General features: G+C 50.4%; 22 protein-coding genes and 1 riboswitch. Of the genes, 18 read left to right on the top strand and 4 right to left on the bottom strand.

The window, feature by feature from the left end:
- Nucleotides 1-20: 20 nt before the first annotated feature.
- Together V5J77_RS18525 and thiC are read left to right on the top strand one after the other, a co-directional pair.
- The gene (locus V5J77_RS18525; protein WP_338552292.1) at nucleotides 21-1,190 is read left to right on the top strand and encodes a glycosyltransferase family 4 protein; all 1,170 of its coding nucleotides are present in this window, start codon (nucleotides 21-23) and stop codon (nucleotides 1,188-1,190) included.
- Between the two features lie 34 nt (nucleotides 1,191-1,224).
- A riboswitch (TPP riboswitch) is annotated at nucleotides 1,225-1,330 on the top strand.
- A gap of 286 nt (nucleotides 1,331-1,616) precedes the next feature.
- A complete protein-coding gene (gene thiC, locus V5J77_RS18520; protein ID WP_338552290.1) occupies nucleotides 1,617-3,386 on the top strand; it encodes a phosphomethylpyrimidine synthase ThiC in 1,770 nt (589 codons plus the stop codon).
- A gap of 12 nt (nucleotides 3,387-3,398) precedes the next feature.
- On the opposite strand, the gene V5J77_RS18515 is transcribed toward thiC, so the two are convergent.
- Nucleotides 3,399-3,971: an NAD(P)H-dependent oxidoreductase gene (locus V5J77_RS18515; protein ID WP_338552289.1), complete on the bottom strand. Its 573-nt coding sequence runs from the start codon at nucleotides 3,969-3,971 to the stop codon at nucleotides 3,399-3,401.
- A gap of 63 nt (nucleotides 3,972-4,034) precedes the next feature.
- The gene (locus tag V5J77_RS18510) at nucleotides 4,035-4,616 is read right to left on the bottom strand and encodes a TetR/AcrR family transcriptional regulator (protein WP_338552288.1); all 582 of its coding nucleotides are present in this window, start codon (nucleotides 4,614-4,616) and stop codon (nucleotides 4,035-4,037) included.
- Between the two features lie 199 nt (nucleotides 4,617-4,815).
- Between V5J77_RS18510 and V5J77_RS18505 the strand changes: the two genes are divergently transcribed.
- The 12 genes from V5J77_RS18505 (at nucleotide 4,816) to V5J77_RS18450 (ending at nucleotide 20,074) form a co-directional block, all read left to right on the top strand.
- Nucleotides 4,816-5,862 (top strand): iron ABC transporter permease, encoded by a 1,047-nt coding sequence (locus tag V5J77_RS18505; protein WP_338552286.1) that lies wholly within the window; start codon nucleotides 4,816-4,818, stop codon nucleotides 5,860-5,862.
- 2 nt (nucleotides 5,863-5,864) lie between these two features.
- Nucleotides 5,865-6,899 carry an iron ABC transporter permease gene (locus V5J77_RS18500; RefSeq protein WP_338552285.1) on the top strand — a complete coding sequence of 345 codons (1,035 nt, stop codon included), beginning with the start codon at nucleotides 5,865-5,867 and terminating at the stop codon, nucleotides 6,897-6,899.
- Between the two features lie 226 nt (nucleotides 6,900-7,125).
- Nucleotides 7,126-12,825 (top strand): WIAG-tail domain, encoded by a 5,700-nt coding sequence (locus tag V5J77_RS18495; RefSeq protein WP_338552283.1) that lies wholly within the window; start codon nucleotides 7,126-7,128, stop codon nucleotides 12,823-12,825.
- Nucleotides 12,826-13,279: 454 nt separating this feature from the next.
- Nucleotides 13,280-14,053: a glycosyltransferase gene (locus tag V5J77_RS18490; protein ID WP_338556913.1), complete on the top strand. Its 774-nt coding sequence runs from the start codon at nucleotides 13,280-13,282 to the stop codon at nucleotides 14,051-14,053.
- A 31-nt stretch (nucleotides 14,054-14,084) separates the two neighbouring features.
- A complete protein-coding gene (locus tag V5J77_RS18485; RefSeq protein ID WP_338552282.1) occupies nucleotides 14,085-14,810 on the top strand; it encodes a sugar phosphate nucleotidyltransferase in 726 nt (241 codons plus the stop codon).
- The gene (locus V5J77_RS18480) at nucleotides 14,807-16,165 is read left to right on the top strand and encodes a glycosyltransferase family 2 protein (protein WP_338552281.1); all 1,359 of its coding nucleotides are present in this window, start codon (nucleotides 14,807-14,809) and stop codon (nucleotides 16,163-16,165) included. The genes V5J77_RS18485 and V5J77_RS18480 overlap by 4 nt, the downstream gene beginning before the upstream one ends.
- Nucleotides 16,166-16,292: 127 nt before the next feature.
- The gene (locus tag V5J77_RS18475; protein ID WP_338552280.1) at nucleotides 16,293-16,580 is read left to right on the top strand and encodes a nucleoside-diphosphate sugar epimerase; all 288 of its coding nucleotides are present in this window, start codon (nucleotides 16,293-16,295) and stop codon (nucleotides 16,578-16,580) included.
- Nucleotides 16,581-16,605: 25 nt separating this feature from the next.
- A complete protein-coding gene (locus tag V5J77_RS18470; protein ID WP_338552279.1) occupies nucleotides 16,606-16,941 on the top strand; it encodes a restriction endonuclease subunit S in 336 nt (111 codons plus the stop codon).
- Nucleotides 16,938-17,258, top strand: a complete 321-nt coding sequence (locus V5J77_RS18465) for a hypothetical protein (RefSeq protein WP_338552278.1) — start codon at nucleotides 16,938-16,940, stop codon at nucleotides 17,256-17,258. Before V5J77_RS18470 ends, V5J77_RS18465 begins: the two co-directional genes overlap by 4 nt.
- Before the next feature lie 128 nt (nucleotides 17,259-17,386).
- Nucleotides 17,387-17,539, top strand: coding sequence for a hypothetical protein (locus tag V5J77_RS18460; RefSeq protein WP_338552277.1), 153 nt, complete (start codon nucleotides 17,387-17,389; stop codon nucleotides 17,537-17,539).
- 302 nt (nucleotides 17,540-17,841) lie between these two features.
- Nucleotides 17,842-18,960: a glycosyltransferase gene (locus tag V5J77_RS18455; RefSeq protein WP_338552276.1), complete on the top strand. Its 1,119-nt coding sequence runs from the start codon at nucleotides 17,842-17,844 to the stop codon at nucleotides 18,958-18,960.
- A complete protein-coding gene (locus V5J77_RS18450) occupies nucleotides 18,953-20,074 on the top strand; it encodes a glycosyltransferase (RefSeq protein WP_338552275.1) in 1,122 nt (373 codons plus the stop codon). The genes V5J77_RS18455 and V5J77_RS18450 overlap by 8 nt, the downstream gene beginning before the upstream one ends.
- A gap of 35 nt (nucleotides 20,075-20,109) precedes the next feature.
- Here the strand turns inward: V5J77_RS18450 and V5J77_RS18445 are convergent, their stop codons facing one another.
- Complete coding sequence (locus tag V5J77_RS18445; RefSeq protein ID WP_338552274.1) at nucleotides 20,110-21,117, bottom strand: ketoacyl-ACP synthase III; 1,008 nt, start codon at nucleotides 21,115-21,117, stop codon at nucleotides 20,110-20,112.
- Between the two features lie 168 nt (nucleotides 21,118-21,285).
- Between V5J77_RS18445 and V5J77_RS18440 the strand changes: the two genes are divergently transcribed.
- The 3 genes from V5J77_RS18440 (at nucleotide 21,286) to V5J77_RS18430 (ending at nucleotide 24,573) form a co-directional block, all read left to right on the top strand.
- Entirely contained in the window at nucleotides 21,286-22,077 is a 792-nt protein-coding gene (locus V5J77_RS18440; protein WP_338552272.1) for a YhcN/YlaJ family sporulation lipoprotein, read from the top strand.
- Nucleotides 22,078-22,326: 249 nt separating this feature from the next.
- Nucleotides 22,327-23,550, top strand: a complete 1,224-nt coding sequence (locus V5J77_RS18435) for an MFS transporter (RefSeq protein ID WP_338552271.1) — start codon at nucleotides 22,327-22,329, stop codon at nucleotides 23,548-23,550.
- Nucleotides 23,551-23,778: 228 nt separating this feature from the next.
- Nucleotides 23,779-24,573, top strand: coding sequence for a virulence RhuM family protein (locus V5J77_RS18430; RefSeq protein WP_338552270.1), 795 nt, complete (start codon nucleotides 23,779-23,781; stop codon nucleotides 24,571-24,573).
- Between the two features lie 334 nt (nucleotides 24,574-24,907).
- On the opposite strand, the gene V5J77_RS18425 is transcribed toward V5J77_RS18430, so the two are convergent.
- Nucleotides 24,908-25,132 (bottom strand): LuxR C-terminal-related transcriptional regulator, encoded by a 225-nt coding sequence (locus tag V5J77_RS18425; RefSeq protein ID WP_006040330.1) that lies wholly within the window; start codon nucleotides 25,130-25,132, stop codon nucleotides 24,908-24,910.
- 218 nt (nucleotides 25,133-25,350) lie between these two features.
- Here V5J77_RS18425 and V5J77_RS18420 point away from each other — a divergent pair, with 218 nt between their 5' ends.
- The gene (locus V5J77_RS18420; RefSeq protein ID WP_338552269.1) at nucleotides 25,351-26,025 is read left to right on the top strand and encodes a hypothetical protein; all 675 of its coding nucleotides are present in this window, start codon (nucleotides 25,351-25,353) and stop codon (nucleotides 26,023-26,025) included.
- Nucleotides 26,026-26,057: the final 32 nt, after the last annotated feature.

Raw genomic sequence — 26,057 nt, 5'->3', positions numbered from 1 at the left:
CAAGGAGGCAGTTGCACGAAATGACGCTTGCCAAAGTGGCGTTTGTTACACCAGGGTCATTTCCGATCCCATCCGCGAAAAGCAGCTCGGTCGAGCGGGTAGTCGAAAAGTTCGTTCCACTTCTTAAAAATCGCATCCATCCCCGCATTTACGGACGGACGGCTAAAGGTCTTAAGGGCAATGGGCAAGTGGGTGGCGTTGCCTGCATCAGATTTCCAGCTGTGAATAAAGCCAGCTATATCGCAGCTGTAGGCCGTTCTCTAGTTGCTTATAAGCCTCATGTTATTCAAGTGGAGAACCGTCCCCATCATGTGCTTACTCTGAAGAAAAAGCTGCCGGCTGCCCGAATTTGGCTGAGCCTGCATTCCTCTACTTTTCTCAGCCCCGGGCACATATCGCCGGCAAGGCTGCACCAAAGTCTGCAAGCGGCTGATCGTATTATTGTAAATAGCGAATTTCTGCGCCGTGTCGTTGCGACGAGGGCGCCTGAATCGGCAGCGAAAATAAGAGTCGTCTATCCCGGCGTAGAGACGGAGCTTTTTCCGTCGCGGTTTACCGAGGAAGGACGACAGAAGCGGCAGCGGCAGCGGCAGTTGAAAAAGCTGGAGGGCCGCGAGGTCGTTATTTTTCTCGGCAGACTCATTCCGCTTAAGGGCGTTCACCATCTGCTGCATATTATGCCTGAGCTGGTAAAAAAACATCCCAATATGCTTGCCGTCATCGTCGGCAGTCCGTTCTACGGCTCGCATCGCTCGACTGCTTATTCCCGCAAGCTCCAGCAGCTCGGCCGCGCTTATCCGAACCATGTGCGCTTCGTTCCATATGTGCCTTATACCGAAGTGCCAGACTGGTTTTTAGCCGCCGATATGGCGATCGTGCCTTCGGGTCAGCGAGAGGCATTCGGTCTTGTCAATGTTGAAGCGATGGCGACCGGTCTTCCCGTAGTGGCGACTCGGGCGGGAGGCATGAAGGAAATTGTGCGCGACGGCGTCACCGGCTATTTGATATCGCAGCAAAACCTGGAAAGTGAGCTAAAAGCCAGACTCCATGCTCTGCTCTCAAGCTCCGAGCTTAGGGCTAGCATGGGGAAGAAGAGCCGTGAGCGGGTGGAGCGGAATTTTACTTGGCAGCATACGGGCCGCAGCTGGATGAATGTGCTGAATGAACGAAAACTGTTCGATTCGCATTGACAACCAGTATATGGAAGCGATATAGTCTAACAAGGAAATCCACTAGGGGCGCCTTCATGGCTGAGATAAAGCGAGTGAGCTTTGGTCCCTTTGAACCTGATCTGGGTTATGCCAGCGTAGGAAAGTGGGAAAGTGAGTTCATCGCGAGCAGCTTCTTTTTGCTTTTTTAGCAAAGGGGGAGCTCTGCCATTCGCGTATGTTTGCACATTCTGCCGCTTCTTCGCCGGAGCGGTTTTTTTGCTGCCCTCTGGCTGAAAAAGCACGCAAGCGGAGCGCCTTTTGGCGTCCTCGTTTGTGGGGCGTCGTCATTTTGCCTAATGGAGTGGAAGCAAAGGAACAGGCGCAAAGCGCTGCATTTTCCAACTGAATCTATGTGTAAGGGCCTCCTGGTGGAATTTCATAATGCCATAGGAGGTTTTTTTGCATATGACGATATTTATGAATCCGCTGCCGGGCAGCAGCAAGGTGTACGAATCGGCGGCAAGACTGGATATTTGGGTGCCCATGCGCGAAATTGAGCTGGAGGCAAGCACAGGCAGAAATGGTGAAAAAATACCGAATGCGCCGATCCGTGTGTATGACGCAAGCGGGCCGTATACGGATACCGCTTATGAGGCGGATGTTTATAAAGGGCTGCCGCATGTAAGGGGAAACTGGATCCAAGGGCGAGGAGATGTGGAGCGGTATGACGGACGCGCGATAAGGCCGGAGGATAACGGCTTCATGACAGCGGAGAAGGCGAGCGAGCGCGGAGCGGAGCTTTTTCCAATAACGACGCAGCCGCTGCGGGCGGCAAAAGGACATAACGTCACCCAGCTTCATTATGCGCGCCGAGGAATCATTACGCATGAGATGGAGTTTATTGCGATAAGAGAGGGGATGGACCCCGAATTTGTCCGCTCGGAGGTTGCGCTTGGGCGTGCGATCATACCCGCCAATATTAATCATCCCGAAATCGAGCCCATGATTATTGGACGGTCATTTCATGTAAAAATTAATGCGAATATTGGTAATTCCGCAGTGGCTTCTTCTATTGAGGAGGAGGTGGAGAAGATGACATGGGCGACGCGCTGGGGCGCGGATACGATTATGGATTTGTCCACAGGGAAAAATATTCATACAACGCGCGAATGGATTATTCGCAATTCCCCGGTTCCGGTTGGCACCGTGCCGATTTATCAGGCGCTGGAGAAGGTGAATGGCAAAGCGGAGGAGCTGTGCTGGGAGGTGTTCCGCGATACGCTCATCGAGCAGGCGGAGCAGGGGGTTGATTATTTTACAATCCATGCAGGCGTATTGCTTCGCTACATTCCGCTCACAGCCAAGCGGGTAACGGGCATCGTATCGCGTGGCGGCTCGATTATGGCGGCATGGTGTCTGGCCCACCATCAGGAAAATTTTTTATATACGCATTTTGAGGAAATTTGCGAAATAATGAAGGCTTACGATGTAGCGTTCTCGCTCGGTGATGGCCTGCGTCCGGGCTCGATAGCAGATGCCAACGATGCTGCGCAGTTTGCCGAGCTGGATACTCTGGGCGAGCTGACGAAAATCGCCTGGAAGCATGACGTGCAGGTGATGGTCGAAGGGCCGGGTCATGTGCCTATGCATCTGATTAAAGAAAATATGGACCGCCAGCTGGCGGTATGCGAGGAAGCGCCCTTCTATACGCTCGGGCCGCTGACAACGGACATTGCACCTGGCTATGACCATATTACATCGGCTATTGGCGCAGCTATGATTGGCTGGTTCGGCACCGCGATGCTCTGTTATGTGACGCCTAAGGAGCATCTTGGACTCCCGAACAAGGAGGATGTGAAGGAGGGGGTCATCACGTATAAAATAGCGGCTCATGCTGCCGATCTGGCGAAGGGTCATCCCCGCGCACGCCTTCGGGATGATGCACTTTCGAAGGCTCGCTTCGAGTTCCGCTGGCGCGACCAGTTCCATTTGTCGCTCGACCCTGAGCGCGCCATGGCGTATCACGATGAGACGCTGCCTGCGGAGGCTGCTAAGTCGGCCCATTTTTGCTCGATGTGCGGTCCGAAGTTTTGCAGCATGCGCATTACACAGGACATTAGGGATTACGCCGAGCAAAACGGGCTTGAGACGGAGGAGGCCATTGAGGCGGGCATGAAGGAGAGGGCCAAGTCGTTCAAGGAATCGGGAAGTCAGCTATATATGAGCGAAACTTAAAATGCTTTTGGATTAGGCGAACCGTTCCCCAAGCTGCTTCACCTTGGCAAGCCAGCCTTGTCTTTTGGCAGGTGACGATTTTCTGACCTCATATAACGTAGTGAAGCGAACAGATTTGATGCCGCAAAATTGCAGAATGTTGATTTTCATCATTTTATGGCCGGCTGCCCCTTGGAATATATGATAATACCAGCCTGGTGAGTCCATCGTGACGATGATCCGGGCTGTTTTTCCTTTGAGCAACTGCTCGGGAAGCGCCTTTCCTTTCACATATTTGTAAGCAAAGCCGGGCAGGAAGACGCGGTCAATAAAGCCTTTAAGCAAAGCAGGAGGCCCGCCCCACCATGTAGGATATACAAAAACAAGATGATCAGCCCATTTGATATGCGCCTGCGCCTCCTGCAAATCCTTCTCCAGCGGTGCTAGGTTGCTATAGCCACCGGTTAGGACGGGATTGAAATCGAGCTTGGACAAATGAATAGTACGAACCTCGGCGCCAGCGGCGCCCTCAGCATAAGCGGCAGCCAGCGCCTCGCCGTAGCTTCCTTCAGCGGGATTGCTTTGAATAATTAAAATTTTGTTCATCGTTTTGAAACACTCCTTTAGTTTTAGTTAATGAACACTAACCAATAAGTCAAAAAGAAAAGGTCACGAATGACCGATTAAAGCGAATAGATGCCGTTTGATCTGTTCTGCGTCCGGCGCAAGCTGGGAGGGGAGATCGCCATGCATGCTGGATACCGCAAGCTGGGTTATAATGCCAATCACCATGACAGCCGACAGACGGGCATTTTGCTCTGGAAGCTCGCCGCGCTCCATGCCTTGCTCGATAAAATCTATTAACGCATCAAGCGGCTGTCTAAGCTGCCCTTCCATCCTTGCTGTATAAAACAGCTCATGCTGCTGGGAAAGAAGCAGCAATCCGTACTGGTCCTCATCGTGCATGTGCAGCACTTCATCGACTAATTGCCGAAAACGGCTAGCGCTGCTTCCGTCCTTCTGCACATAATAATCAATTAAAGCGGTATAACTGGCACAATCCTGCTCAAAAATTTCCAAGGCAACGGCGTCCTTGCTTTTAAAATGCTTGTAGATCGCTGCATCCGTAACTCCGGCAGCCTGACCGATTTCTTTGACGGAAACGCCGTCAACACCCTTCGTAGCAAACAGGAGCATCGCCGCCTGCATAATATCCTTTTTTTTACTATCGGCATGTAATTTTTTGTTCATGCTTGTATTGTAAGTGAACACTAACTAAAATGCAAGAGGCCATACATTTTTATTTCACCCTCGTAACGGCAGCTTTACCGATAGAGGATGGCTACAGCCGATTACGCTTGTATAAACAAACAAACTTTGGTATATTTGAAAACGAGAATCGTTATCATGATACCATTTGGTTTGGTGTGAAGGGAAAGGTAGCTGCATCATGTCGTTGAAACAGGAGCAAAAACAGGAATTAAAGCAGATGAGGCAGCGATCGAGGCCGCTAGTAGCGACTATCATTCTTATCGTTGGCACAGCTGCTGTATTATTTGGCCTTGCTTTATCTATTTCAGTCGGAGCGGCTAAAATTAGCTTATCCACGGTCTGGACTGCTGTTTTTAATTTCAATCCGGATATTACCCAGCATCAGATTATTCAAGAGCTGAGAATGCCAAGGGCGCTTGCCGCTGCACTTATAGGGGCGGCCTTCGCGGTGTCAGGCTCCGTTATGCAGGGGATGACCCGAAATCCGCTGGCCGATCCGAGCTTGCTCGGGCTTAATGCGGGCGCAGGCTTTGCATTGGCGCTGTGCTTTGCTTTTTTTCGCGGCATGTCGCATTTGGAAATAATGATTATTTGTTTCATTGGAGCGGCGCTTGCCGCAGGCATCGTCTACGGTATCGGCTCGCTCGCCAAGGGCGGCTTGACGCCTGTTAGGCTGACGCTTGCAGGAGCAGCTATTAGTACATTGTTCGTAAGCTTGTCGGAAGGGATTCAAATTCACTTTAAAATTGGACAGGACATTGCCTTCTGGTTTGCAGGAGGCATTGCCAATACAAAATGGTCGCAGATTGGTATTGTTGCGCCTTGGATTATCGGCGGCATCCTGGTAGCCATTGCGATTTCACGCTCAATATCCTTGCTTAGTCTAGGCGATGATGTTGCGGTGTCCCTTGGTCAGCGTACGAAGCTGACGAAGACGATCGGCATTATCGTTACGCTTATTTTGGCTGGTGCATCGGTATCCGTTGTCGGAGCGGTAGGCTTTATTGGATTAATTATTCCCCATTTAGCACGCTATTTGGTAGGTGTGGATTACCGCTGGATTATACCTTGCTCCGCCGTGCTTGGCGCGCTTCTGCTCATTGTAGCAGATATTGTAGCGCGTACGATTAATAGCCCTTATGAGACCCCGGTCGGTGCTCTTATTGCGATTATTGGCGTTCCCTTCTTCCTTTATCTTGCGGTTAAGCAAAGGGGGAACTTATAGCTATGAGCACTGCTAATTTAATTCCAAAAAGCGAACAGCTTAGAACAAGGCGAGCGATAATCGTCATGTCCATCATGGGTGCTCTTATTATTACAGCTTTTGTCATTAGTATGAATACAGGTTATATTAAGCTTTCTCCATTTGATGTATTAAAGACGTTATTCGGGTACGGAACGGAGAAGCAGGAGCTCATTTTATTTGATTTTCGGCTGCCTCGAATCGTTATTGCTGTATTGATTGGTGCGGGCTTTGCCGTTTCCGGCTGTGTCATGCAAGGGTTGTTCCGCAATCCGCTAGCTGATCCGGGCTTGCTGGGCATTAATGCTGGAGCAGGATTGATGGTTATTTTGTACATTTCCTTTTTTCGTGACAATCAAATGGCATCGCCCTATTTTATGCCGATGCTGGCATTCGGCGGGGCTGCGCTTACTGCCTTGATGATCTATATGTTATCTTATAAACGTTATCATGGATTGCTGCCTACGCGGATGATTTTGGTCGGGGTTGCGGTGCAGTCCGGAATTAGTGCGCTTATGATTGTGCTTAGCCTTGCGCTTGATCCGAATGACTATCAGCTCGTTCAGGTTTGGCTTGCAGGAAATATTTATGGGACAAACTGGAAGTTTGTACTTGCAGCTCTCCCATGGATCATCATTTTGATTCCATACGTGATGTACAAATCTCGTACAATGAACGTTTTGAATCTTGGTGAGCAAATGGCAACGGGACTCGGTTCGCCGGTTGAGAAGGATCGGATGAAGCTGCTTGCAGCAGCGGTAGGTTTGGCTGCGACATGCGTGGCCGTTGGCGGCGGTATTTCCTTTGTTGGGCTGATTGGTCCGCATTTGGCTCGTCGTCTTGTTGGACCGACGCATCAAATACTCGTTCCAGCTTCCGCGATGGCAGGAGCCTTGCTCGTCATTGTGTCCGATACGCTGGCCCGCTGGGCGTTCCAGCCTTCGGAAATTCCGACAGGTATCGTAATCGCCGTCATTGGCGCTCCGTATTTCCTTTATTTGCTGTCCCGCTCCAAATAGGCTGTGACAGCGTCATTTATTATTGTTTTATGAGGTTTTTCGAAGCGCTTTGCGCTATCGGAAGACCTTTTTTTTGTATAAAAGTAAAAATGGATTACCGCGGGAGGGTGGCGCATCCTATTGTGCTGATGGGCTCCCGCCTGTCAGCTTCGCAAGATCAAGTAACGAGCCCATAGGTTTGTGCATATATTGCCTAAGACAAATCAGGTGGAAGAAGGAGAGGGCAATGGCGAAAAGCAGAAAAGCAGGAAGCTCGAGAAGAAAAAGGCCGCTTTTTTACGTTGATAATCCGAATGCTTCTGAATTGAAATGGCTCGATGATTTAAATAGCAAAAAGGCACAAGCGCAAGCTCAAGTGGCCCAGAAGCAGGCTGAAGCAAAGCAGCAGGCGGAAGCTGGGCAGTCGAAGGAGGTTCGCATTAATGCGATTTCGGCTCCGGAAGCGCCGTTCAGGGATACATCCCGCATTGAGCAGCCACAAGCTGAAAAAGCGCAGCAGCTGACAGACGAGGGTACGGAAGAAATGCAAAGTATTCCAATGGATGGACAGCAAGAAAGCTTGCCTTCGCAAACCTTGGAGCAAGAAACGCCCCCCAAGGGTGTGCAGGGAGGAACGCCGCCAAGCGTCCAACGCGTCCAGCAGCCAATTGAGCTTGCAATCGTCATTGAAGATGAAGATGAAGAAGACGCCGAACCGAGCTATGAGGAGAAGCTGGCGCTCGCAGCCGAGAGGCAAAATCCTGAGCTTGGCGGGCCGAAGCCGTTTATTTATACCGACGATTTAGTGGATGGTTCGGTAACGAGTGACAAAATTGCACCAGCCTCTATTAATTCTACGAAACTATGTGCGGGCAGCGTAGGGGCCGAAGCCGTTCAGGATTATGCGATTGGAGCGATTCATATCGCTAAGGGAGCTGTGTCCGGCAGCAAAATCGCACCAGATTCAATAATAGCTGAGCATCTGGCAAACAATGCTATTGCGGGAAATAAGCTGGCAGATGGCTCCGTTACGGGAGAGAAGCTGCAAAATAACAGCGTTACTTCCGAGAAGCTCGCTGATCGTACGATCGGCTCCGACAAATTCGCCGACGAATCAATTGAAGCGAGGCATTTGAAACGGCAATTTTTAACGGAGGAATTGCTAGGGCAGCAGTCTGTTACTTCTAGCAAAATCAAAAGCGGAGCCATCCGTCCGGAGCACCTTTCGAATGATGCAGTAAACAATTCCAAGCTGGCAGATGGAGCTGTAACCCGCTCCAAGCTGCGCGATGGCGCTGTGAATACGGAGAAGCTTGCTGCAGGGTCCATCGAATCCATCCACATTAAACCTGGCGTGTTGCTCGCCGAGCATGTTGCTGTCGGCGTCCTATTGGGAAAGCATTTGGCCCCAGGCGAAATAAGCGCCCAGCATCTGGCAGTCGGCGCGGTCGGCGCAAGGGAGTTGCAGCCCAGCGCCGTAGACTCCGAGCGTCTAGCAAGCGGAGCGGTGTCCACCGCACATCTGCAGGCAGGGGCCGTTCTGGGGCCGCATATCTCACCGCGCCAAATCGAAAGCGGGCATCTCGTTGATCAAGCGGTAACAGCCTCCAAGCTGATGGATCAGTCTGTATCGACGATCAAGCTGGTTGATCATGCGGTTACCGTTTCCAAGCTTTCGGAGCAAAGTGTAACCGCAGCGAAGCTCGCTGACGATGCGGTGCAAGCACGTCATTTGAGCCGCCTCAGCATATCTGCTGAGAAAATAGCGGACGGACAAATACACAATCGTCATTTGGCGGTCAATACCGTGTCCGGTGCCCAACTGCGGGAAGAGGCAGTTGGTACGGAGCATTTGCGCAGCAGCTCCGTCACCGATGAGAAAATTGCGCCGGGAGCAATTCGAGTGCAGCATTTGACGGATGCGGCTGTGGGCAGCAGACAGCTTGCTCAGCAAAGCGTTACCTCTACGAAGCTTGCCGCAGGAGCCGTATCTGCTGCACATCTTGCAGATCATTCGGTCGATACGAGACAATTGCGTGATGAAGCGATTACGTTTCACAAAATCGCGCCAGAAGCGCTGCGGGCATACCATTTTTCAAATGGAGCTGTGACGGGTGAGGCTTTGTCGGCTGAAGCGATAGCTGCCAATCATTTGCAGCCGCAGATTATTCATGAGAAGCATGTAGCCGATGATGCGGTTACAACTCGAATACTCCATGATGGCGCCGTGACGAGCGCAAAGCTTGCTTATGAAGCTGTGACAGAAAGATATATTGCCTCTGGCGTTGTGTCTTCCCATCATTTAGCAGATCATAGCATTAATTCACTTAAGCTTTCACCAGAAGCGGTGACCTCGGATAAGCTGGCCGATTACAGTGTAACGGCAGCAAAGCTTGCTGAAGCCAGCGTGACGGGAACGAAGCTTGCCCCAGGAACGGTGCAAGGCGAGCATATTGCTCCGGCGGCTATTGAAGGTAAGCACATTCAGATAGGCTCGCTTGCCAAGGAGCATCTCCAAAACGGGCTTATTGCGGCCTCTCATTTGCAGCCGGGAGCGGTTGGCAGTGAACAGCTTGCTGACTTGGCGATTCACTCGGCGAAATTGGCGCTTGATGCTGTGAAGTCGAAGCATATTGCGGGTGAAGCGATTCACAGCCGTCATTTATCCAATGGCTCCGTGCTTGGCATTCATGTGCAGGAAGGCAGCATCCGCGATGTACATTTAGCGGAAGGAGCTGTGACGGCGGCTAATTTGGCCGAAGCGAGCGTTGAAGGCAGGCATATTCAGGAGGCGGCAATCGGTAGTGCAGCGCTTCAGCCGCGTATTATCGGTACGGAGCATTTGCAAAGCCAAGCCGTAACCGCTGAACAGCTGGCCCCGCTTTCTGTAGGAGAAAAGCATATTCAGCTGTACTGCATCGGCGAGGGACATTTAGCAATAAACAGCGTTGCCAGCGCTAATTTGCAGGATGGCAGTGTGACAGAGGTGAAGCTTGGAAAGGATTCTGTGTCTGGCGAGCATTTGCAGCTGGAGACGATAGCCGGCAAGCATCTTCGGGCCGAAACGGTGCAGGGCTATCATATTCGTAAAAACTCGCTGTCTTTAGCGCATCTCGCGGCCGATGTTATTACGGTTGATCGCGCTGAGGATGAGAGCATTTTTGGAAGCAAGCTGAAAAATGGCTCGATTCGTGTCGAGAAGCTGGCAGATGGCAGCGTCACGACGGAAAAGCTGGGCGAAGCGAGTGTAACGAGGGCGAAGCTGGCCTATGCGAGCGTAGGAAGTGAAGCGCTGGCGGAAGGAGCCGTGATTGCGGAGCATTTGACGGCAGAGAGCGTAACGAGCGAAAAGCTGGCGAATAGCAGCATCACGACGGAAAAGCTGGGCGAAGCGAGTGTAACGAGGGCGAAGCTGGCCTATGCGAGCGTAGGAAGCGAGGCGCTGGCGGAAGGAGCCGTTGTTGCGGAGCATTTGACGGCAGAAAGCGTAACGAGTGAGAAGCTGGCAAATAGCAGCATCACGACGGAAAAGCTGGGCGAAGCGAGTGTAACGAGTGCGAAGCTGGCCTATGCGAGCGTAGGAAGCGAGGCGCTGGCGGAAGGAGCCGTTGTTGCGGAGCATTTGACGGCAGAAAGCGTAACGAGTGAGAAGCTGGCGAATAGCAGCGTCACGACGGAAAAGCTGGGCGAAGCGAGTGTAACGAGGGCGAAGCTGGCCTATGCGAGCGTAGGAAGCGAGGCGCTGGCGGAAGGAGCCGTTGTTGCGGAGCATTTGACGGCAGAAAGCGTAACGAGTGAGAAGCTGGCGAATAGCAGCATCACGACGGAAAAGCTGAGAGAAGCGAGTGTAACGAGGGCGAAGCTGGCCTATGCGAGCGTAGGAAGCGAGGCGCTGGCGGAAGGAGCCGTAATAGCGGAGCATCTGACGGCCGAGAGCGTAACGAGCGAAAAGCTGGCAAATAGCAGCATCACGACGGAAAAGCTGGGCGCAGCGAGTGTGACGAGGGCGAAGCTGGCTTTTGCGAGCGTAGGAAGCGAAGCGCTGGCGGAAGGAGCCGTTGTTGCGGAGCATCTGACGGCAGAGAGCGTGACGAGCGATAAGCTGGCGAGTGGCAGCGTCACGACGGAAAAGCTGGGCGAAGCGAGTGTAACGAGGGAGAAGCTGGCTTTTGCGAGCGTAGGAAGTAAAGCGCTGGCGGAAGGAGCCGTGATAGCGGAGCATCTAACGGCAGAGAGCGTGACGAGCGAAAAGCTGGCGAGTGGCAGCGTCACGACGGAAAAGCTGGGCGAAGCGAGTGTAACGAGGGAGAAGCTGGCTTTTGCGAGCGTAGGAATCGAAGCGCTGGCAGAAGGAGCCGTAATAGCGGAGCATTTGACGGCAGAGAGCGTGACGAGCGAAAAGCTGGCGAGTGGCAGCGTCACGACGGAAAAGCTGGGCGAAGCGAGTGTAACGAGGGAGAAGCTGGCTTTTGCGAGCGTAGGAAGCGAGGCGCTGGCGGAAGGAGCCGTAATAGCGGAGCATCTAACGGCAGAGAGCGTGACGAGCGAAAAGCTGGCGAATAGCAGCGTCACGACGGAAAAGCTGAGCGAAGCGAGTGTAACGAGGGAGAAGCTGGCTTTTGCGAGCGTAGGAAGCGAAGCGCTGGCGGAAGGAGCCGTAATAGCGGAGCATCTAACGGCCGAGAGCGTAACGAGCGATAAGCTGGCGAGTGGCAGTGTCACGACGGAAAAGCTAGGCGAAGCGAGCGTAACGACGACGAAGCTGGCCTATGCGAGCGTAGGAAGTGAAGCGCTGGCGGAAGGAGCCGTGATTGCGGAGCATCTGACGGCCGAGAGCGTAACGAGCGATAAGCTGGCGAGTGGCAGTGTCACGACGGAAAAGCTAGGCGAAGCGAGCGTAACGACAACGAAGCTGGCCTATGCGAGCGTAGGAAGTGAAGCGCTGGCAGAAGGAGCTGTTGTTGCGGAGCATCTGACGGCCGAGAGTGTAACGAGCGATAAGCTGGCGAGTAGCAGCGTCACGACAGAAAAGCTGGGCGACGCGAGTGTAACGAGGGAGAAGCTGGCCTATGCGAGCGTAGGAAGCGAAGCGCTGGCGGAAGGGGCTGTAATAGCGGAGCATCTGACGGCCGAAAGCGTAACGAGCGATAAGCTGGCGAGTGGCAGTGTCACGACAGAGAAGCTGGATGAAGCGAGCGTAACGAGGGAGAAGCTGGCCTATGCAAGCGTAGGAAGTGAAGCGCTGGCGGAAGGAGCTGTAATAGCGGAGCATCTAACGGCCGAGAGCGTAACGAGCGAAAAGCTGGCGAATAGCAGCGTCACGACGGAAAAGCTGGACGAAGCGAGTATAACGAGGGAGAAGCTGGCCTATGCAAGTGTAGGAAGCGAAGCGCTGGCAGAAGGAGCCGTTGTTGCGGAGCATTTGACGGCAGAGAGCGTAACGAGCGAAAAGCTGGCGAATAGCAGCGTCACGACAGAAAAGCTGGGCGAAGCGAGCGTAACGAGGGCGAAGCTGGCTTTTGCGAGCGTAGGAAGTGAGGCGCTGGCGGAAGGAGCCGTGATAGCGGAGCATCTGTCCACCAACAGCGTAACGGGCGACAAAATTAAGGTAGGTGCTGTCACCGCCGAGCATCTTGCACCTGCCAGCGTAAAGCTGTCAGCTCTTGCTTTTTCGCCAATCGTTGGACGGAGCGGCAGCATCAGCAAGCAGCAATTTGGGTTATGCCCGTACAGCTTTCCGCCTGAGAAGCAGCAGCTAGAGCAGGTTATTCTTTTTGACGAACCGTTTACAAGCAATCAATATGTGCTGACAGCAACGAGCGATAATCCGGCCTGCTATGTATGCATTCAAGCGAAGGAGCCGGGTCATGCCATCCTATCCATTAATCGCCGCTTTTTCAGCGAAGCTTTCATTGGCACTATTAACTGGATTGCAATCGGACAATAAGGTCTGCTTAAAAATGTCATTAGCGATTTGCAGATTAGACTCAGCGATTCAACATGGAAAGAGCTCCTCTTGTGCAGTCGCAAGGGGAGCTTCTTTTTTTTCGAAAGACTAGGGCGTGCCCTAGAAAGAGTATGATATTCCCCTCTCCTCTCTCCTCTATATTTCTCAAATTGGAGCGCGCTGCGCCGCCAGAGGACGTAGACAACAGCATTACTTCGGTTATCTGCCTCTTGCTTTTGATATGGGTGCGGGACAGACATCATGGGAGTTGTACATTTGCCGTTGCGCAGATGATGGAGGTACATACAATGAGGTGTAATTACTAAGCAGCACTATTTTGAACTATAGGCGTATACCGAGGTGAACGAAGCGGATGAAGAAAGCGAAGGGTGCGAAGGGGAAAAAAGCCCGGAATTTCCGTGCTGCGAAAAAGCCGCGTTATGCCCAGAGCGGCATGGCCGCAGACGATTATGCCGGAGAAGCGCAGCCGCTGCAGTCTCCAGTCGTATCCGTTATTATTCCCGTTATGAATGAACGGGCTACCATTCGAAAGATCATTAGGGAAGCAGCAGGCGTCCATCCACGGACTGAGGTTATCGTCGTTGCAAACGGCTCGACAGATGGTTCAGCCGAAATCGCCAGACGTGCGGGAGCGCGAGTGCTTCGCTATGAGAAGGCGCTAGGCCATGATGTTGGACGAAGCATTGGAGCGCGGGCTGCTTTAGGTCAAGTGCTATTGTTTGTAGATGGAGATATGGTCATAAGCACCGCGCAATTGCGGCATTTTGTTTATGCCGTGCTGCATCGGGGTGTAGATGCCGCTTTAAATGGTTATACCGGCCCGATAGACAAAACCGCTGTGCATAGCGTCGTGCTCGCGAAGCATGCGCTCAATATTGTACTGGAGCGCCCGGAGCTGAGGGGAGCCTCCTTCACAGCCGTCCCCCATGCGTTAAGCAGACAAGGTCTAGCTTTAATCGGAGCGGAGGCGCTGTGCGTTCCACCGCTTGCCCACGCCAGAGCGATTCGGCTTGGATTGAAGGTTGAGGCGGTGCATACGGTCAATGTTGGCAAAATGAACCGGCGCAGGCCGCAGCGCGAACGACGAAGCCCGCTTGAGCATCTTATTGTTGGGGATCATTTGGAAGCGATCCACTGGCTGATTACACAATCGAATGAACGTGGCGGCTTTGAGGATTACCGTCGCTGCCGCGAGTTTGCGCTTTAAGCTAAGGCTTAAGCGGCATGGAGGTTGAACCGTGAAAGCAGTCATATTAGCAGGAGGAACAGGGACGCGGCTGAGGCCGCTGACCACTTTAATGAACAAGCATATGCTTCCTGTAGGCAAGCATCCCATGATCTTTTATGGCATTAATAAGCTGCATCAGGCAGGCATTCAAGAAATGCTGCTCGTGACAGGACGGCAGTCGATCGGTTTGTTTGCAGAGTATTTAGGAAGCGGTCGTGAGCTGGGTGTCTCGCTGACTTACCGCATTCAGGAGGAAGCGGGCGGCATTGCGGAGGCGCTGGAGCTGGCGCGCGATTTTATTCGAAATGATGAGAAGTTTATCGTGCTGCTTGGCGATAATTTGTTCGAGGATAATTTGGCTCCGTATGTAAGGAAATTTGCCCGGCAGCAGGAGGGTGCGATGGTGCTGCTCAAGCAGGTGCCAGACCCCCATCGCTATGGCATAGCCGTGTTCCAGAATGCGGGGCAAATCGCTTATATAGACGAAAAACCAGCAAAGCCGCAATCGGATTTATGCGTAACGGGCATTTATATGTACGATTCCAGCGTATTTGCAGCGATTGATCGGCTGGAGCCATCAGGGCGCGGGGAACTGGAAATTACCGACCTGAACAATATGTATGCGCGGGCGGGAAAGCTTGCTTCCCATACGCTTGCAGGATGGTGGACGGATGCGGGAACGTTCGAATCCTTGCATGAGGCCGCAGCGAGGCTGTTGAAGGAGACGGGAGAATGAGGAGAATAGCGGCAAGAAAACGCCACCGCAATACTAGGCAAGCCCGCGTACGGCAGCAGGCATCGCATGCGCAGGGTGTCGAGCAAGGCTATCGGGATGGGCGGCAAGCGGGATTTAATAGCTATAATGAGAAGTTTCAAGGAACGAGCATCATTATACCTAGCTATAATCAGCTCCAGTATTTGAAGATGTGCATTGAAAGCATTATGGACCATACGGATCTTGCTTATGAAATTATCGTCATTGACAACGCTTCGACCGATGGGACGGGAAGCTATTTGTCCCAGCTTGATGGTCAGGTGCGCTACCGGATTTTAAGCGAAAACTTCGGCTTCGCCGGAGCGGTTAACAGAGGCATGATGATGGCAAAAGGCACAATGATGCTTATTTTAAACAATGATACGCTCGTGACTGACAATTGGCTGGATAATATGATAGCTTGCTTGGACAGCAATCCGCAAATCGGCATGGTTGGGCCTGTCACGAATTATATCGGAGGCGAGCAGCTGATAGAGGTTCCTTATACGAATGTTGCGGATATGCCCGACTTTGCAAGGTTGAATAATGTGCCGGATGCTAGACGCTGGCAGCAGGTTGATCGGCTGACAGGCTTCTGCTTGCTGCTGAGGCGGGAGTTGTGGGAGAAAATCGGTTATTTTGATGAAGGCTTTGAAATCGGCAATTTTGAAGACGATGACTATAACATTCGGGTGAAGCTGCTAGGGTATTCGCTTGTCATTGCCCGTGATTCGTTTATTCACCATTTTGGCAGCGTCAGCATCAAGGCGCTAGGTGCGCAGCTTGAGGAAGTTAATAACCGTAACCTGCAGCATTATATGAATAAATGGGGCAATCCGCATGAGTTGGTCAGCGTCATGAAGCATCGCTTCGCCGAGCAGCCTGCACTTCTGGCCGAAATCGCTGTGCTTGGGGAGGCAGCCTATTACCCAGACAGCATAGCGGTTACTTCAATTAAAGGCTTAGTGTATTGGATTGAAGGCGGCGTCAGGCGACCTGTTGAAGGCGAATTTGCTGGAGAAGTCATTCATATCGGGCAAATCGATATTAGACGATGGCCAATCGGACCGCCGATTTCAAGCGAGGAAGTCCATGCAAGGCGACAGCAACTGCTGGTGATGGAAGGCAGCGAGCTCCATGGCAAAATCGTTAGCGGACTTGATGGATTTCATTATTATATGCAGCAGGGCTTGAAGCGAAAAATGATAACGGAAGCCGCTTACGAAGGCTGGGCGCTTACGGCAAGGCCATCAGTCCAGCTCACAATGGAGCAGCTGCATGCCATTCCGGAAGGCTTGCCGATTATTCCCGCTGTCAAGCTCCGCCAACATCTTTAGAAGGGTTATCAAGCCGCTGTTCAGCGCCAAGTATCACTGTGTACCGCCGTGCATATGCTGTAAATAGCTGCACCTATACAAGTGGCGGCACAGGGCCAAGCCATAGCTCGAAGGAGGAATGTTGGCCATGCAGCATATCGTAACCGAAATTATTGAGCATTTATCCCATTCCAACAGCCAGATGGCACGTGTGCTGGAAGCAAAGCGCCATGTCACGGTACGAATGGCCGAAATTGTGAAAAGCCTCCCTGATCATGGGCCGAATTTGGGCGGCGTGGACGATCTGCTTGGGGAATCGCAGGCGCTGCTGGGCAGTGTAATTGCTTATTTAAACAGCATGGCTGAGCTGCAAGAGACGCTGGCATCTCAACTGTCTTATACGATAAAAGAGCTGAACCCAGGCGAGGAAGAATGACGAAGCGAAAAGGGGAGCGCATGTCATGGACCGAGAGCAAGCCTATATGCGCATGTTGGGCGCTACAGCCAATATGCAGTGGAACGTGGCGCTAATTTTGGAGGCGAAGGCGCAGGAAGCGGAGAAGGCCCGTAACTGGATATGCAATCATATTCACACGGGCACTTTTCCAGGCGACCAGACGCAGCTTAAGCAGACGCTAGGTGTACATGACCAGATGGTTGAGACGATTGAGGGCATTAACAAAATGAGCCAAGGCATTGTATCCGTGCTCAAAGCCGTATTGCAGAAGGAAGGCGAGGATAGCCATTCCTCCGGCTCGGAATTTCACTTTGGCGGCGGATTCGGTGGCGGGAATTGAGGGAAATGGTGCGCCGCGAGCGCGAGGTTAAGTTGGAGGTGCTTTCTTCGATTGCGCGCAGCCAGCACGCGCTTGCCCGCATTTTGAACAGCGTAGCTGATGTTGCCGAGCTCGCCCCGCAAACCGCCAAGCGAATTGGCGAAAATGTACGTATATTGACGAACATGCAGGCGCAGTTAGCTGAGAGCGTGACAGGCTGGCCGGTGCGCAGTTATCGGGTAAGGACGGGCAAGCCGCCCGAGCCTTGGCTCCATAACAAGGTGCGAGGAAAGCAGGTGCGGTGGCACCCGCAAGTGAACAGGGGGAATTGGAATTGAGTATAAAAAAACGCGTGTCCGCTCGTAAACGAGCCAAGAAGCGTTCTACTAAGAAAGCTATAACCCGGCGTCCAAAACGCACGCGAACACGCAGAGCTAGAGGTTCCAAAAGAGGGGGCGCATCATCAATGCGCCGTCGCAGGAAAGTGACGAGAAGTCGCGAGATCGGGACAGAGACCTTTGACGAGGGCTTCAATCAAACGTATAACATGGGCTATAATGCCGGCTTTGCGAAAGGCTTTGAAGATGGGCATCAGCTCGCGTATGAGCAGGCACCATAGCCAGCACGTAACGCTTCATGCAAGCTTTGCCAGAGAGGGCTGCAAATATTTTTCAGAAAATAGCTCTGCCGGTTTGATGGTCTATTCAGCCATCTTGCGGGTAAGGGCTATTTTTTGATCGTTGTCATAATGACACGCTGTGTCTCTATCCTTATATGACGAGCATCTTGGTGATGGCAGCAGGTTAAACGCCAATTTTTCTTATACGGGGACAAGTGCCGCTAAGCGCGAGTGCATGTTGACATATAAATAATGGAAGCATGTTGTGCAGCGATTGAAAAAGAAGCAAGGCGGTGCAGCAAATGGTGGTCAGAAAAAATAATTCACGCAAGCAATTAAAGCAAGGTGGGTATGAAGCGGGCTTTCATACGGGCTGGCGCGATGGGGCTTGTCTAGCGGTAAGCGGACTTTTGCCTCCGCCGGAGCCGGTACCTGTCCCACTGCGATTGCTCTATATTCCACAAGGCTTTGAAGCGATCGACGCAGGCCTCATTGATGCGCTGCAAGCGAGTGTAACCGAGCTTCATATTGGAAATGCGGAGCTGCTTGCCGAACAGGCAGCAGCAATTTGCCCCGACATCGTGCTTGTGATGAATGGGCTGCATTTTTTTCCAGCCAATCATTTGCAGCAGATCAGCGCGGTAAGGGAGCAGGGCATCCGCACAGCAGTTTGGTTCGTAGATGATCCTTACATGACAGAGGAAACGGCAATAGCGGCGTCGCATTATGATGTCGTGCTGACGCATGAGCTTGGAACATTAGAGCTGTATCGCAGTGTTGGCTGCGCCCATGTGCATTATTTACCTCTGGCTGTGCATACCGGCTTATATCGACCGCAAAGAACGGAATCTGTGTATGCAAGCGATGTATGCTTCATTGGACAAGGATTTTGGAACCGGATTGAACTCCTTAATGCCATTAGCGAGGGGTTGCTGGCTAAGGGGCGCAAAATCTTCCTGTCAGGAGGGCTGTGGGAGCGATTATCAGCTTACAGACGGATGCAGTCGTTTATTAACACTGACTGGTTAAGTGCTGAACAGACGGTTCCTTATTATAACAGCGCCAAAATCGTCATTAATATGCATCGAACAACAGAGATGGGCTCAGACAATTTTAATGCTTTTCAAAGCCTAGGACGTTCAATCAATCCCCGAACATATGAAATCGCCGCTTGCGGAGCCTTTCAGTTAACGGATATTCGCGAGGATTTGCCACGATATTACACGCCGGGACTGGAAATTGAAACGTATCAGGATGCGGGGGAGCTTGCAGCCAAAATCGATTTTTATTTAGAAAATGAGGAAGCGCGCAGCCGAATCGCGGTTAATGGTTTGCGACGCACGCTTAAGGATCATACATTCAGATCACGTGTCGTACAGCTTTTACAGCTTATTACGGAAGAGGGAGACTCGAATGGCTAAAACGAGAACGCTTGTGCAAAAAAGGCATAATCCACCTACTGAGCTGGAACTAGGGAGAGCTGAGGGCTATCAAGCAGGCTGGAATGAAGGCTATTGGTTTGGTCAATGCGAGTCGATTATTAGCCGTATTCCGCCGGTAACAGGCTTTTGGCCTGTGCATGTTATGTACGTATCAACGGGCAAGGGATTGCCTTATTCTCCGCTTGACGAAGCGGTAAAAGACACTTTATCTGGAATGGTAGCTCAGTTAACCGTCGTGAAGACGGGTGAGCCTGTAGCAGAAATCGCCGCGCGGGTGCGACCAGATTATGTTATTGTGCTGGATGGTCTGCAATTTGATGTAGCGCAAATTGATGCTATGCGGGCGCTCAATATTCGCACAGCTATTTGGTTTACAGATGACCCGTATTATGCAGATATTACTTCAACGCTTGCCCCGCACTATGATACCGTATTTACACTTGATCGTAATTGCATGGCGCTCTATCAGGAGCGCGGCTGTATGCAGGTTCATTATTTGCCATTCTGCGCTATGCCTGCCCAATTCAGACCAATGAAGCCGGAGCGCAGCAAGCGCAAGGAGATTAGCTTTATTGGCTCGGGCTATATGAATAGAATTCAATTTTTTAATGAGGCAGCTTCCTATCTAGCCTCTAGGGATACGCTCATATCCGGGATCTGGTGGGATCGACTGAAAGACTTCGACAGTCTTCGCTCCATCATTAATCTAGGTGACTGGTTGACCCCGAATGATACAGCGCTTGCTTATAATGCCTCCAAAATCGTCATCAATATGCACAGGGCTTACGATGATCCCTTTAACAGCAATAGTCTTGGGGTTACGGCTTCTTCGCCGAATCCTCGCACCTTTGAAATTTCTGCCTGCGCCGTACTCCAGCTTACGGATGTGAGGGAGGATATAGCTTCTTTTTATACACCTGGCGTAGAAATAGTAACGTATGAATCCCCGCAGGAAATGGTGGAAAAGCTGGACTATTATTTGAATCATGAAAATGAACGCAAGGAAATTGCGATACGCGGCATGCATCGCACGCTGAGCGAGCATACTTATGCCCATAGGCTGCATGCGATGCTATCCATATTATTTGCTTAATGTGTCTTGGGGCAGACTGCAATGGCTGCGGCGGCTTAAATGGACCAGCGCATAATAACGCCAGCTTGCGTAAGTCCGCCGCCAAAGCCGTACAGCAGCAGCAGATGTCCCGGCTGCACTCTGCCGTCTTTAACGGCTGCATCGAGCGCCAGCGGAATAGAGGCGGCAGAGGTATTGCCATAATGCTCAATGCTGGACAGCGCCTGCTGGGCAGCAAATCCGACACGCTCGCTTAAAGCATCAATTATACGCTGATTGGCATTGTGCGGAACGAACCAGTCAATCGTCTGGGCGGTGTACCCGCTGCCGTCCAGCAGTTCTTGAATGCCTGCTGCTACGCGGCTTAATGCCCATCGGTACACTTCCTTGCCATTCTGGACGAGCATGCTGTTCTGAGAAAGCTCGAAGCTGCCAATGTGCGGCGCCAGGCTGCTGCGGTATACTTGATGACCCTGCTCGCCATCGGTGCTTGCATTTGAAGCCAGAATGTCGCCCGGAGAAGATGTGGGATCGGTCGTTTCAACGAGCATGGCACCTGCGCCATCGCCGAATAAAATGCAGGTTGTTCGGTCTGTATAATCTGTAGCACGCGAAAGGGTTTCAGTGCCAATGATTAAAATTTTGCGGCATAGCTTGGAGAGCAATAGGCCGTTTGCCATTTGCAGGGCGGAAGTGAAGCCGGCACATGCGGCTTGCAAATCAGCAGCTCCGCAGTTCTGCATGCCGAAAAAGGCCTGCACACGGGAAGCTACACTTGGGACGAACGAATCCGGTGTAGAGGTAGCTAGGATAATGTAGTCGACATCTTGCACGGTTTTATTATATCGGTTGATCAAATCGCGAACGGCTTCAATGGCTAAATCACTCGCATATTGTTCTTTCGAGGCGATTCGTCGCTCACGGATGCCAGTGCGCTTCAATATCCATTCATCCGAGGTGTCGACAAGCTTCTCCAAATCTTGATTGCTTAAAATGCGATCAGGTACATAAGTGCCAATAGCCGTTACTGTTGCATGGGAATGAACAAGTGTGGAAATGGTCATTGAAAACAACTCCTTCATAATTTAGTACCAGATGCTAATACCTGATAATAAATTACTCCTCCCCATACAATTTGTCAAGTTCAATTCGTGCATAGTCTCAATCAAGGACGACCATCCTAATAGCGGGTCATGAGGCCTGCAAGTAACAACAAGGGAGGAATACGGTACATGCGTAAAATGAATTTTCTTGCTGTCTTATCTGCGGGGACCTTGCTTAGTGCTATGCTGACAGGCTGTGCAACCAATCAAGGGGATTTAGGTAATAAGAACATTCGTACCAAAATGGTAAGGGAAGATGCCAATGGCAACAAAATGTTAAATGATCGTTTTGCCAACGATCATATGAATGAGAAAAACTACGTAAACGGCAGAAATATTCGGGGCAACAATATTGTAGGGAGTCATAAAAATTATAAAATGGAAATGAGCGAAGAAATTGCAAAGCGCATTGTCAATAAGCATAATGTGAGATCAGCGAATGTGATGTTGACCGATAACAATGCTTATGTGGCGGTATCCTTTGAGGACAACCTTAAAAATGGCGATAAAAAGCTGATGAGCCGCACAAACTCCAGCTATATGGGCCGAGACGGCTCCAATTACCAACGCCGCATGAATACGATGAGCACAGGCGAAAACGCGCTGACACAGCAAATTAAAGCCGAAATCGCCAAGGAAGTCAGAAAGGTGAAGCCTGGTGTGGACAATGTGTACGTATCGGCAAACCCGGATTTTGTCGGGCGTATGACCAGCTATATGACAGATGTACGCAATGGTCATCCGATCCAAGGCTTCTTGGTTGAATTTAATGCTATGGCAGAGCGTCTGTTCCCGGTGAACGCTAATAAAATCGAATCGCGTGGTTATGATGGCGACATGACTTACCGCAGTATGACTGACCGTACAGACCGCGATAATTACACGAATGCGCACAGAAGCAGCCCGATGATTTACGACTAACGTTTAGTGAAAAATTGGACATGAAGCCTTCAGCGTGATTCACGCTAAAGCATGGAATGGTTAGCAGCAGCCGGCGAATGGGAGCCGGCTGCTTTTGTTTGCGTTCCGTTAATTTGTCTTTTCTGGGTCACTATTATTTGCTATAATAATGCTAAATTTTGGGAGGTGTCTTTTTTGACCCATTCGATGCGTTTACGTTAAGTTAAGGTGCATATGTCATAGTCAAAACGAATGAAGGAGACTATATCCATGCAGCTTAAATGGCAAAAAACGTTCGCGATTATTTTCAGCGGACAAATCTTTTCCATATTGACGAGTTCGATGGTACAATTTTCGGTTATTTGGCATCTGACGCAAACGACCGGGTCCGCTTCGGTTTTAATGATCGCTGGCTTGGCGGGATTTTTGCCGCAGGCGATTTTAGGGCCCTTTATTGGCGTATGGCTGGATCGCTGGAACCGTAAATTGACGATGATTATAGCCGATAGTGCCATTGCCTTTTTTAGTTTGATTTTAGGCCTGTATTTCTTTATTGGCGAGCCGAGTCTAGCGTTTGTATACGTTATTTTAATGGTTCGCTCTGCTGCTTCCGCATTCCATGCGCCTGCTTTTCAAGCTGCGATCCCCTTAATGGCACCGGAGGATCAGTTGACGCGTGTAGCGGGCTGGCAGCAGATGGTCTATTCCTTTTCCAGTGTAATCGGACCGGCGCTTGGCATAGCTATTTATTCAGCAACTTCGCTTGGAACGTTGTTGTTCCTTGATGTGGCAGGGGCATTAATTGCCAATGTCATGCTATTGTTCGTGAAGATTTATCAGCCAAAGCCGGAGATAACACAAGCGCCATCCTTTTTCAAGGAGTTTAAGCTAGGCTGGGCTGCATTCATTAAAGTAAAGCCAATCGTTGTAATTACGGTAGCTACAGCTATTTTCAGCATCGTCTTTATGCCTTTGGCGACATTGTTTCCTTTCATGACGTTGTCGCATTTCGGGCGTGGGGGTTACAGTGCAAGCCTCGTTGAAGCGATGTTTGGCATTGGTATGATTGCGGGTAGCGTATTGCTTTCGGTAGTCGCATCAAAATGGAAGGACATTACGTATATGAGCCTGAGCTTGGGTATGATCGGTCTGACCTGTGTGGTGAGCGGTGTGATTAGCAAGGAGGCTTTTGTACTTTTTGTAATCGTATCTTTCTTTATGGGGGCGGCAGCACCTTTCTTTAATGGGCCTTATATGGCTATGATCCAAAGGGCGTTTGAGCCTTCCATGCTCGGGCGCGTGATTTCGCTCGTCACAAGCGTGATGATGCTCTCCTCCCCGATTGGGCTAGCATTAGCAGGGCCTATTGTTGATAAGTATGGCGTACAGATTTGGTTTTTTTGGTCGGGTATAGTTATTATTTTGAGCAGTATGGTCATATTTGCTTTGTTCCAGCGCATGAAGGCGGAATTGCCAGAGGTTTCGGAGGGGTAGAGCGATATCTTTTTGAAGGAATCAGGATAGATTGAATGTTGAGTAGGGGTTGCCTTGATTTTAAGGCAATTTCTTTTGAGGTGCAGATTGAAGAACTAGCTAGGCACTTAGCGAGGGGAGAATCAGACCTTGCGAGGTGCTTTTTTTTCACAGTGAACGATTCAAATATGATAAGATGGGAACGTATGATTGTATGATAAGGACAAGTTTTAGAGAGGTGAATGTATAATGGAAAACTATACAGACATTTTAATATATCAGACGGAAGACGGAAATACCAAGATTGACGTAAAGCTGGAAAATGGAACAGTCTGGATGACTCAGAAGGCAATTGCGGAGTTGTATCAGACAAGCTCGCAAAATATCACTCTTCATATCAAAAATATATATAAAGAAGAGGAATTGTATTTTGAGTCAACTTGTAAGGAATACTTACAAGTTCAAATTGAAGGATCAAGAAAAGTTGAACGCCGTGCAAAACATTATAATCTTGAAATGATAATCGCAATTGGCTACCGAGTTCGTTCTCATCGAGGTACACAATTCAGACGTTGGGCAACAGAGAGACTAAACGAATACCTTGTCAAAGGATTTACAATGGACGATGAGCGTTTGAAGGACATGCGTAATTTCGGACAAGATTATTTTGATGAATTACTTGGTCGCATTCGTGACATTCGTGCATCGGAGAAAAGATTTTATCGCAAAATAACGGATATATATGCTACCTCTGTTGATTATGATCCTAATGCAGGCATGTCCAAGGAGTTCTTTGCTACGGTGCAGAACAAGCTGCACTTTGCTATTCATGGTCATACCGCCGCTGAACTGATTGCAGAGCGTGCAAGCGCAGAAAAGGACAATATGGGATTAACAAGCTGGAAAGGCGCAAAGGTAAGAAAAGCTGATGTTACAATCGCAAAAAATTATTTAACCGATAAAGAGATACAGTCGTTAAACCGTATTGTAACCATGTACTTGGACTATGCGGAAGATCAAAACTTTGTGAAGGAGAATCCATAATCCATTACATAAAAAATAGTCATTTGGGAGGAGTTTAAAACGAGGAAAGGACATCAAAAATGAAGCTATAAATCAGTGTCCATCAATTGTTCGGTAAATCCCCCAATGGTATAAAGAGTTCATGCACATTCATCATTAAGCTTGAGTTAATACTACTGCAATTGAATAAGCAGCAGCAAGCAGAAGCCATAAGGACAAGCTGCTTGCTGCTTTTTTTACCCACAAAAAATAAAGACAGCATAGCGCACTATGCTGCCTCGCGAAATACCATAAATGGTAACAACCTATTAGCAAATGGCTTTTGCCGAAGCAATGAAGAAGGGAGAGCCGTGAATTATATTTGCAGCTCCCCGAGCTTGATTAGCTCGACAACCGCTTGCGAACGACCTTTAACGTTTAATTTTTGCATCACATTAGAGATATGGTTGCGGACGGTCTTCTCGCTAATGAACAGCTGTTGCGCAATATCTCGTGTTGTTTTGTCTTGGACTAGAAGCTCGAAAACCTCGCGTTCACGATGTGTCAGTAAAAACTTGCTCTTATGGTCGCTACCTTTCACCTTTTCAGTCACCCCTCCTTGCTTGGGTTTTTATGGTTTAACAAGGTTAAGGGATACAGTCAAAATATAGTATGAATGACGGGTGCCAATGGTGCTGTTGGCGGAGAAAATGGGCGCAATCGGCGCATTTTATGGTATGATAGATGAAAAATTAACCAATTGACGCCGGAGCTGTTCCATGGAACGCTTGCGGTGTTATTCAGGCATGGGAGGAACGAATGAGTAAAATCTTTTTATTTTTCTTCTTGACTTGGCTTACGGGAAATCCGTTTATTGCGATTATCGTACTGCTGCTTATTTTGTATGCGCTGGACCGCCGATTTGTCGGTTTGACGCCAAGCTTTGTACGGCCTTTACGCAGATCAAGCCAGCTCAGGAAGCTTAGACGTCATGTTGATATGGCGCCTAACGATGTGTCCTCCAAGCAGGAAATCGCAAGAATTTTAATTGAGAAGAAAAAATATAACGAAGCGCTAGGCTGGCTTTCTCCAATGGAGCATACGCTTGAGGATTCCGCTGAATATTGGGATGATCTAGGCCTTTGCATGCTGCAAACGGGACAGATGGAGCAAGGCGAAGGGGCTATAAAACGGGCGCTTGCGCTAAATGAACGGGTAAAATACGGTGCGCCTTATTTGCGTTTGGCTGCGCTGTATGCAGGCAAAGACTCCTCCCAGGCTATTTCGTATATTGAAGCGTTTCAGCGTATTCAATCGTCCTCCTGCGAGGCTTATGAGCGCTTGGCAGGCATTTACAAGACGATGGGCAAGGAGCAGGAGGCGAAGGAGGCAATCGAGGAAGGCTTGCGCATTTATCGAACGCTGCCGAAATACAAAAAACGCGGAGAGCGTAAATGGGCGCTTCGCCTATGGTTCAGACGATGGAGCAAGTAATGGCAAAGCTCACAAGGCGGTGTAAGAAAAAC

The organism is Paenibacillus sp. KS-LC4 (assembly GCF_036894955.1).
Classification (GTDB): Bacteria; Bacillota; Bacilli; order Paenibacillales; family Paenibacillaceae; genus Pristimantibacillus.
The sequence above is the reverse complement of the archived record's forward strand: the minus strand, read 5'-3'. Positions and strand labels throughout refer to the sequence as shown.

Coding starts and splice junctions, on each gene's coding strand:
- V5J77_RS18525 (WP_338552292.1), top strand. CDS start 21: ATGACGCTTGCCAAAGTGGCGTTTGTTACACCAGGGTCATTTCCGATC.
- thiC (WP_338552290.1), top strand. CDS start 1,617: ATGACGATATTTATGAATCCGCTGCCGGGCAGCAGCAAGGTGTACGAA.
- V5J77_RS18515 (WP_338552289.1), bottom strand. CDS start 3,971: ATGAACAAAATTTTAATTATTCAAAGCAATCCCGCTGAAGGAAGCTAC.
- V5J77_RS18510 (WP_338552288.1), bottom strand. CDS start 4,616: ATGAACAAAAAATTACATGCCGATAGTAAAAAAAAGGATATTATGCAG.
- V5J77_RS18505 (WP_338552286.1), top strand. CDS start 4,816: ATGTCGTTGAAACAGGAGCAAAAACAGGAATTAAAGCAGATGAGGCAG.
- V5J77_RS18500 (WP_338552285.1), top strand. CDS start 5,865: ATGAGCACTGCTAATTTAATTCCAAAAAGCGAACAGCTTAGAACAAGG.
- V5J77_RS18495 (WP_338552283.1), top strand. CDS start 7,126: ATGGCGAAAAGCAGAAAAGCAGGAAGCTCGAGAAGAAAAAGGCCGCTT.
- V5J77_RS18490 (WP_338556913.1), top strand. CDS start 13,280: ATGGCCGCAGACGATTATGCCGGAGAAGCGCAGCCGCTGCAGTCTCCA.
- V5J77_RS18480 (WP_338552281.1), top strand. CDS start 14,807: ATGAGGAGAATAGCGGCAAGAAAACGCCACCGCAATACTAGGCAAGCC.
- V5J77_RS18475 (WP_338552280.1), top strand. CDS start 16,293: ATGCAGCATATCGTAACCGAAATTATTGAGCATTTATCCCATTCCAAC.
- V5J77_RS18470 (WP_338552279.1), top strand. CDS start 16,606: ATGGACCGAGAGCAAGCCTATATGCGCATGTTGGGCGCTACAGCCAAT.
- V5J77_RS18460 (WP_338552277.1), top strand. CDS start 17,387: ATGCGCCGTCGCAGGAAAGTGACGAGAAGTCGCGAGATCGGGACAGAG.
- V5J77_RS18455 (WP_338552276.1), top strand. CDS start 17,842: ATGGTGGTCAGAAAAAATAATTCACGCAAGCAATTAAAGCAAGGTGGG.
- V5J77_RS18450 (WP_338552275.1), top strand. CDS start 18,953: ATGGCTAAAACGAGAACGCTTGTGCAAAAAAGGCATAATCCACCTACT.
- V5J77_RS18445 (WP_338552274.1), bottom strand. CDS start 21,117: ATGACCATTTCCACACTTGTTCATTCCCATGCAACAGTAACGGCTATT.
- V5J77_RS18440 (WP_338552272.1), top strand. CDS start 21,286: ATGCGTAAAATGAATTTTCTTGCTGTCTTATCTGCGGGGACCTTGCTT.
- V5J77_RS18435 (WP_338552271.1), top strand. CDS start 22,327: ATGCAGCTTAAATGGCAAAAAACGTTCGCGATTATTTTCAGCGGACAA.
- V5J77_RS18430 (WP_338552270.1), top strand. CDS start 23,779: ATGGAAAACTATACAGACATTTTAATATATCAGACGGAAGACGGAAAT.
- V5J77_RS18420 (WP_338552269.1), top strand. CDS start 25,351: ATGAGTAAAATCTTTTTATTTTTCTTCTTGACTTGGCTTACGGGAAAT.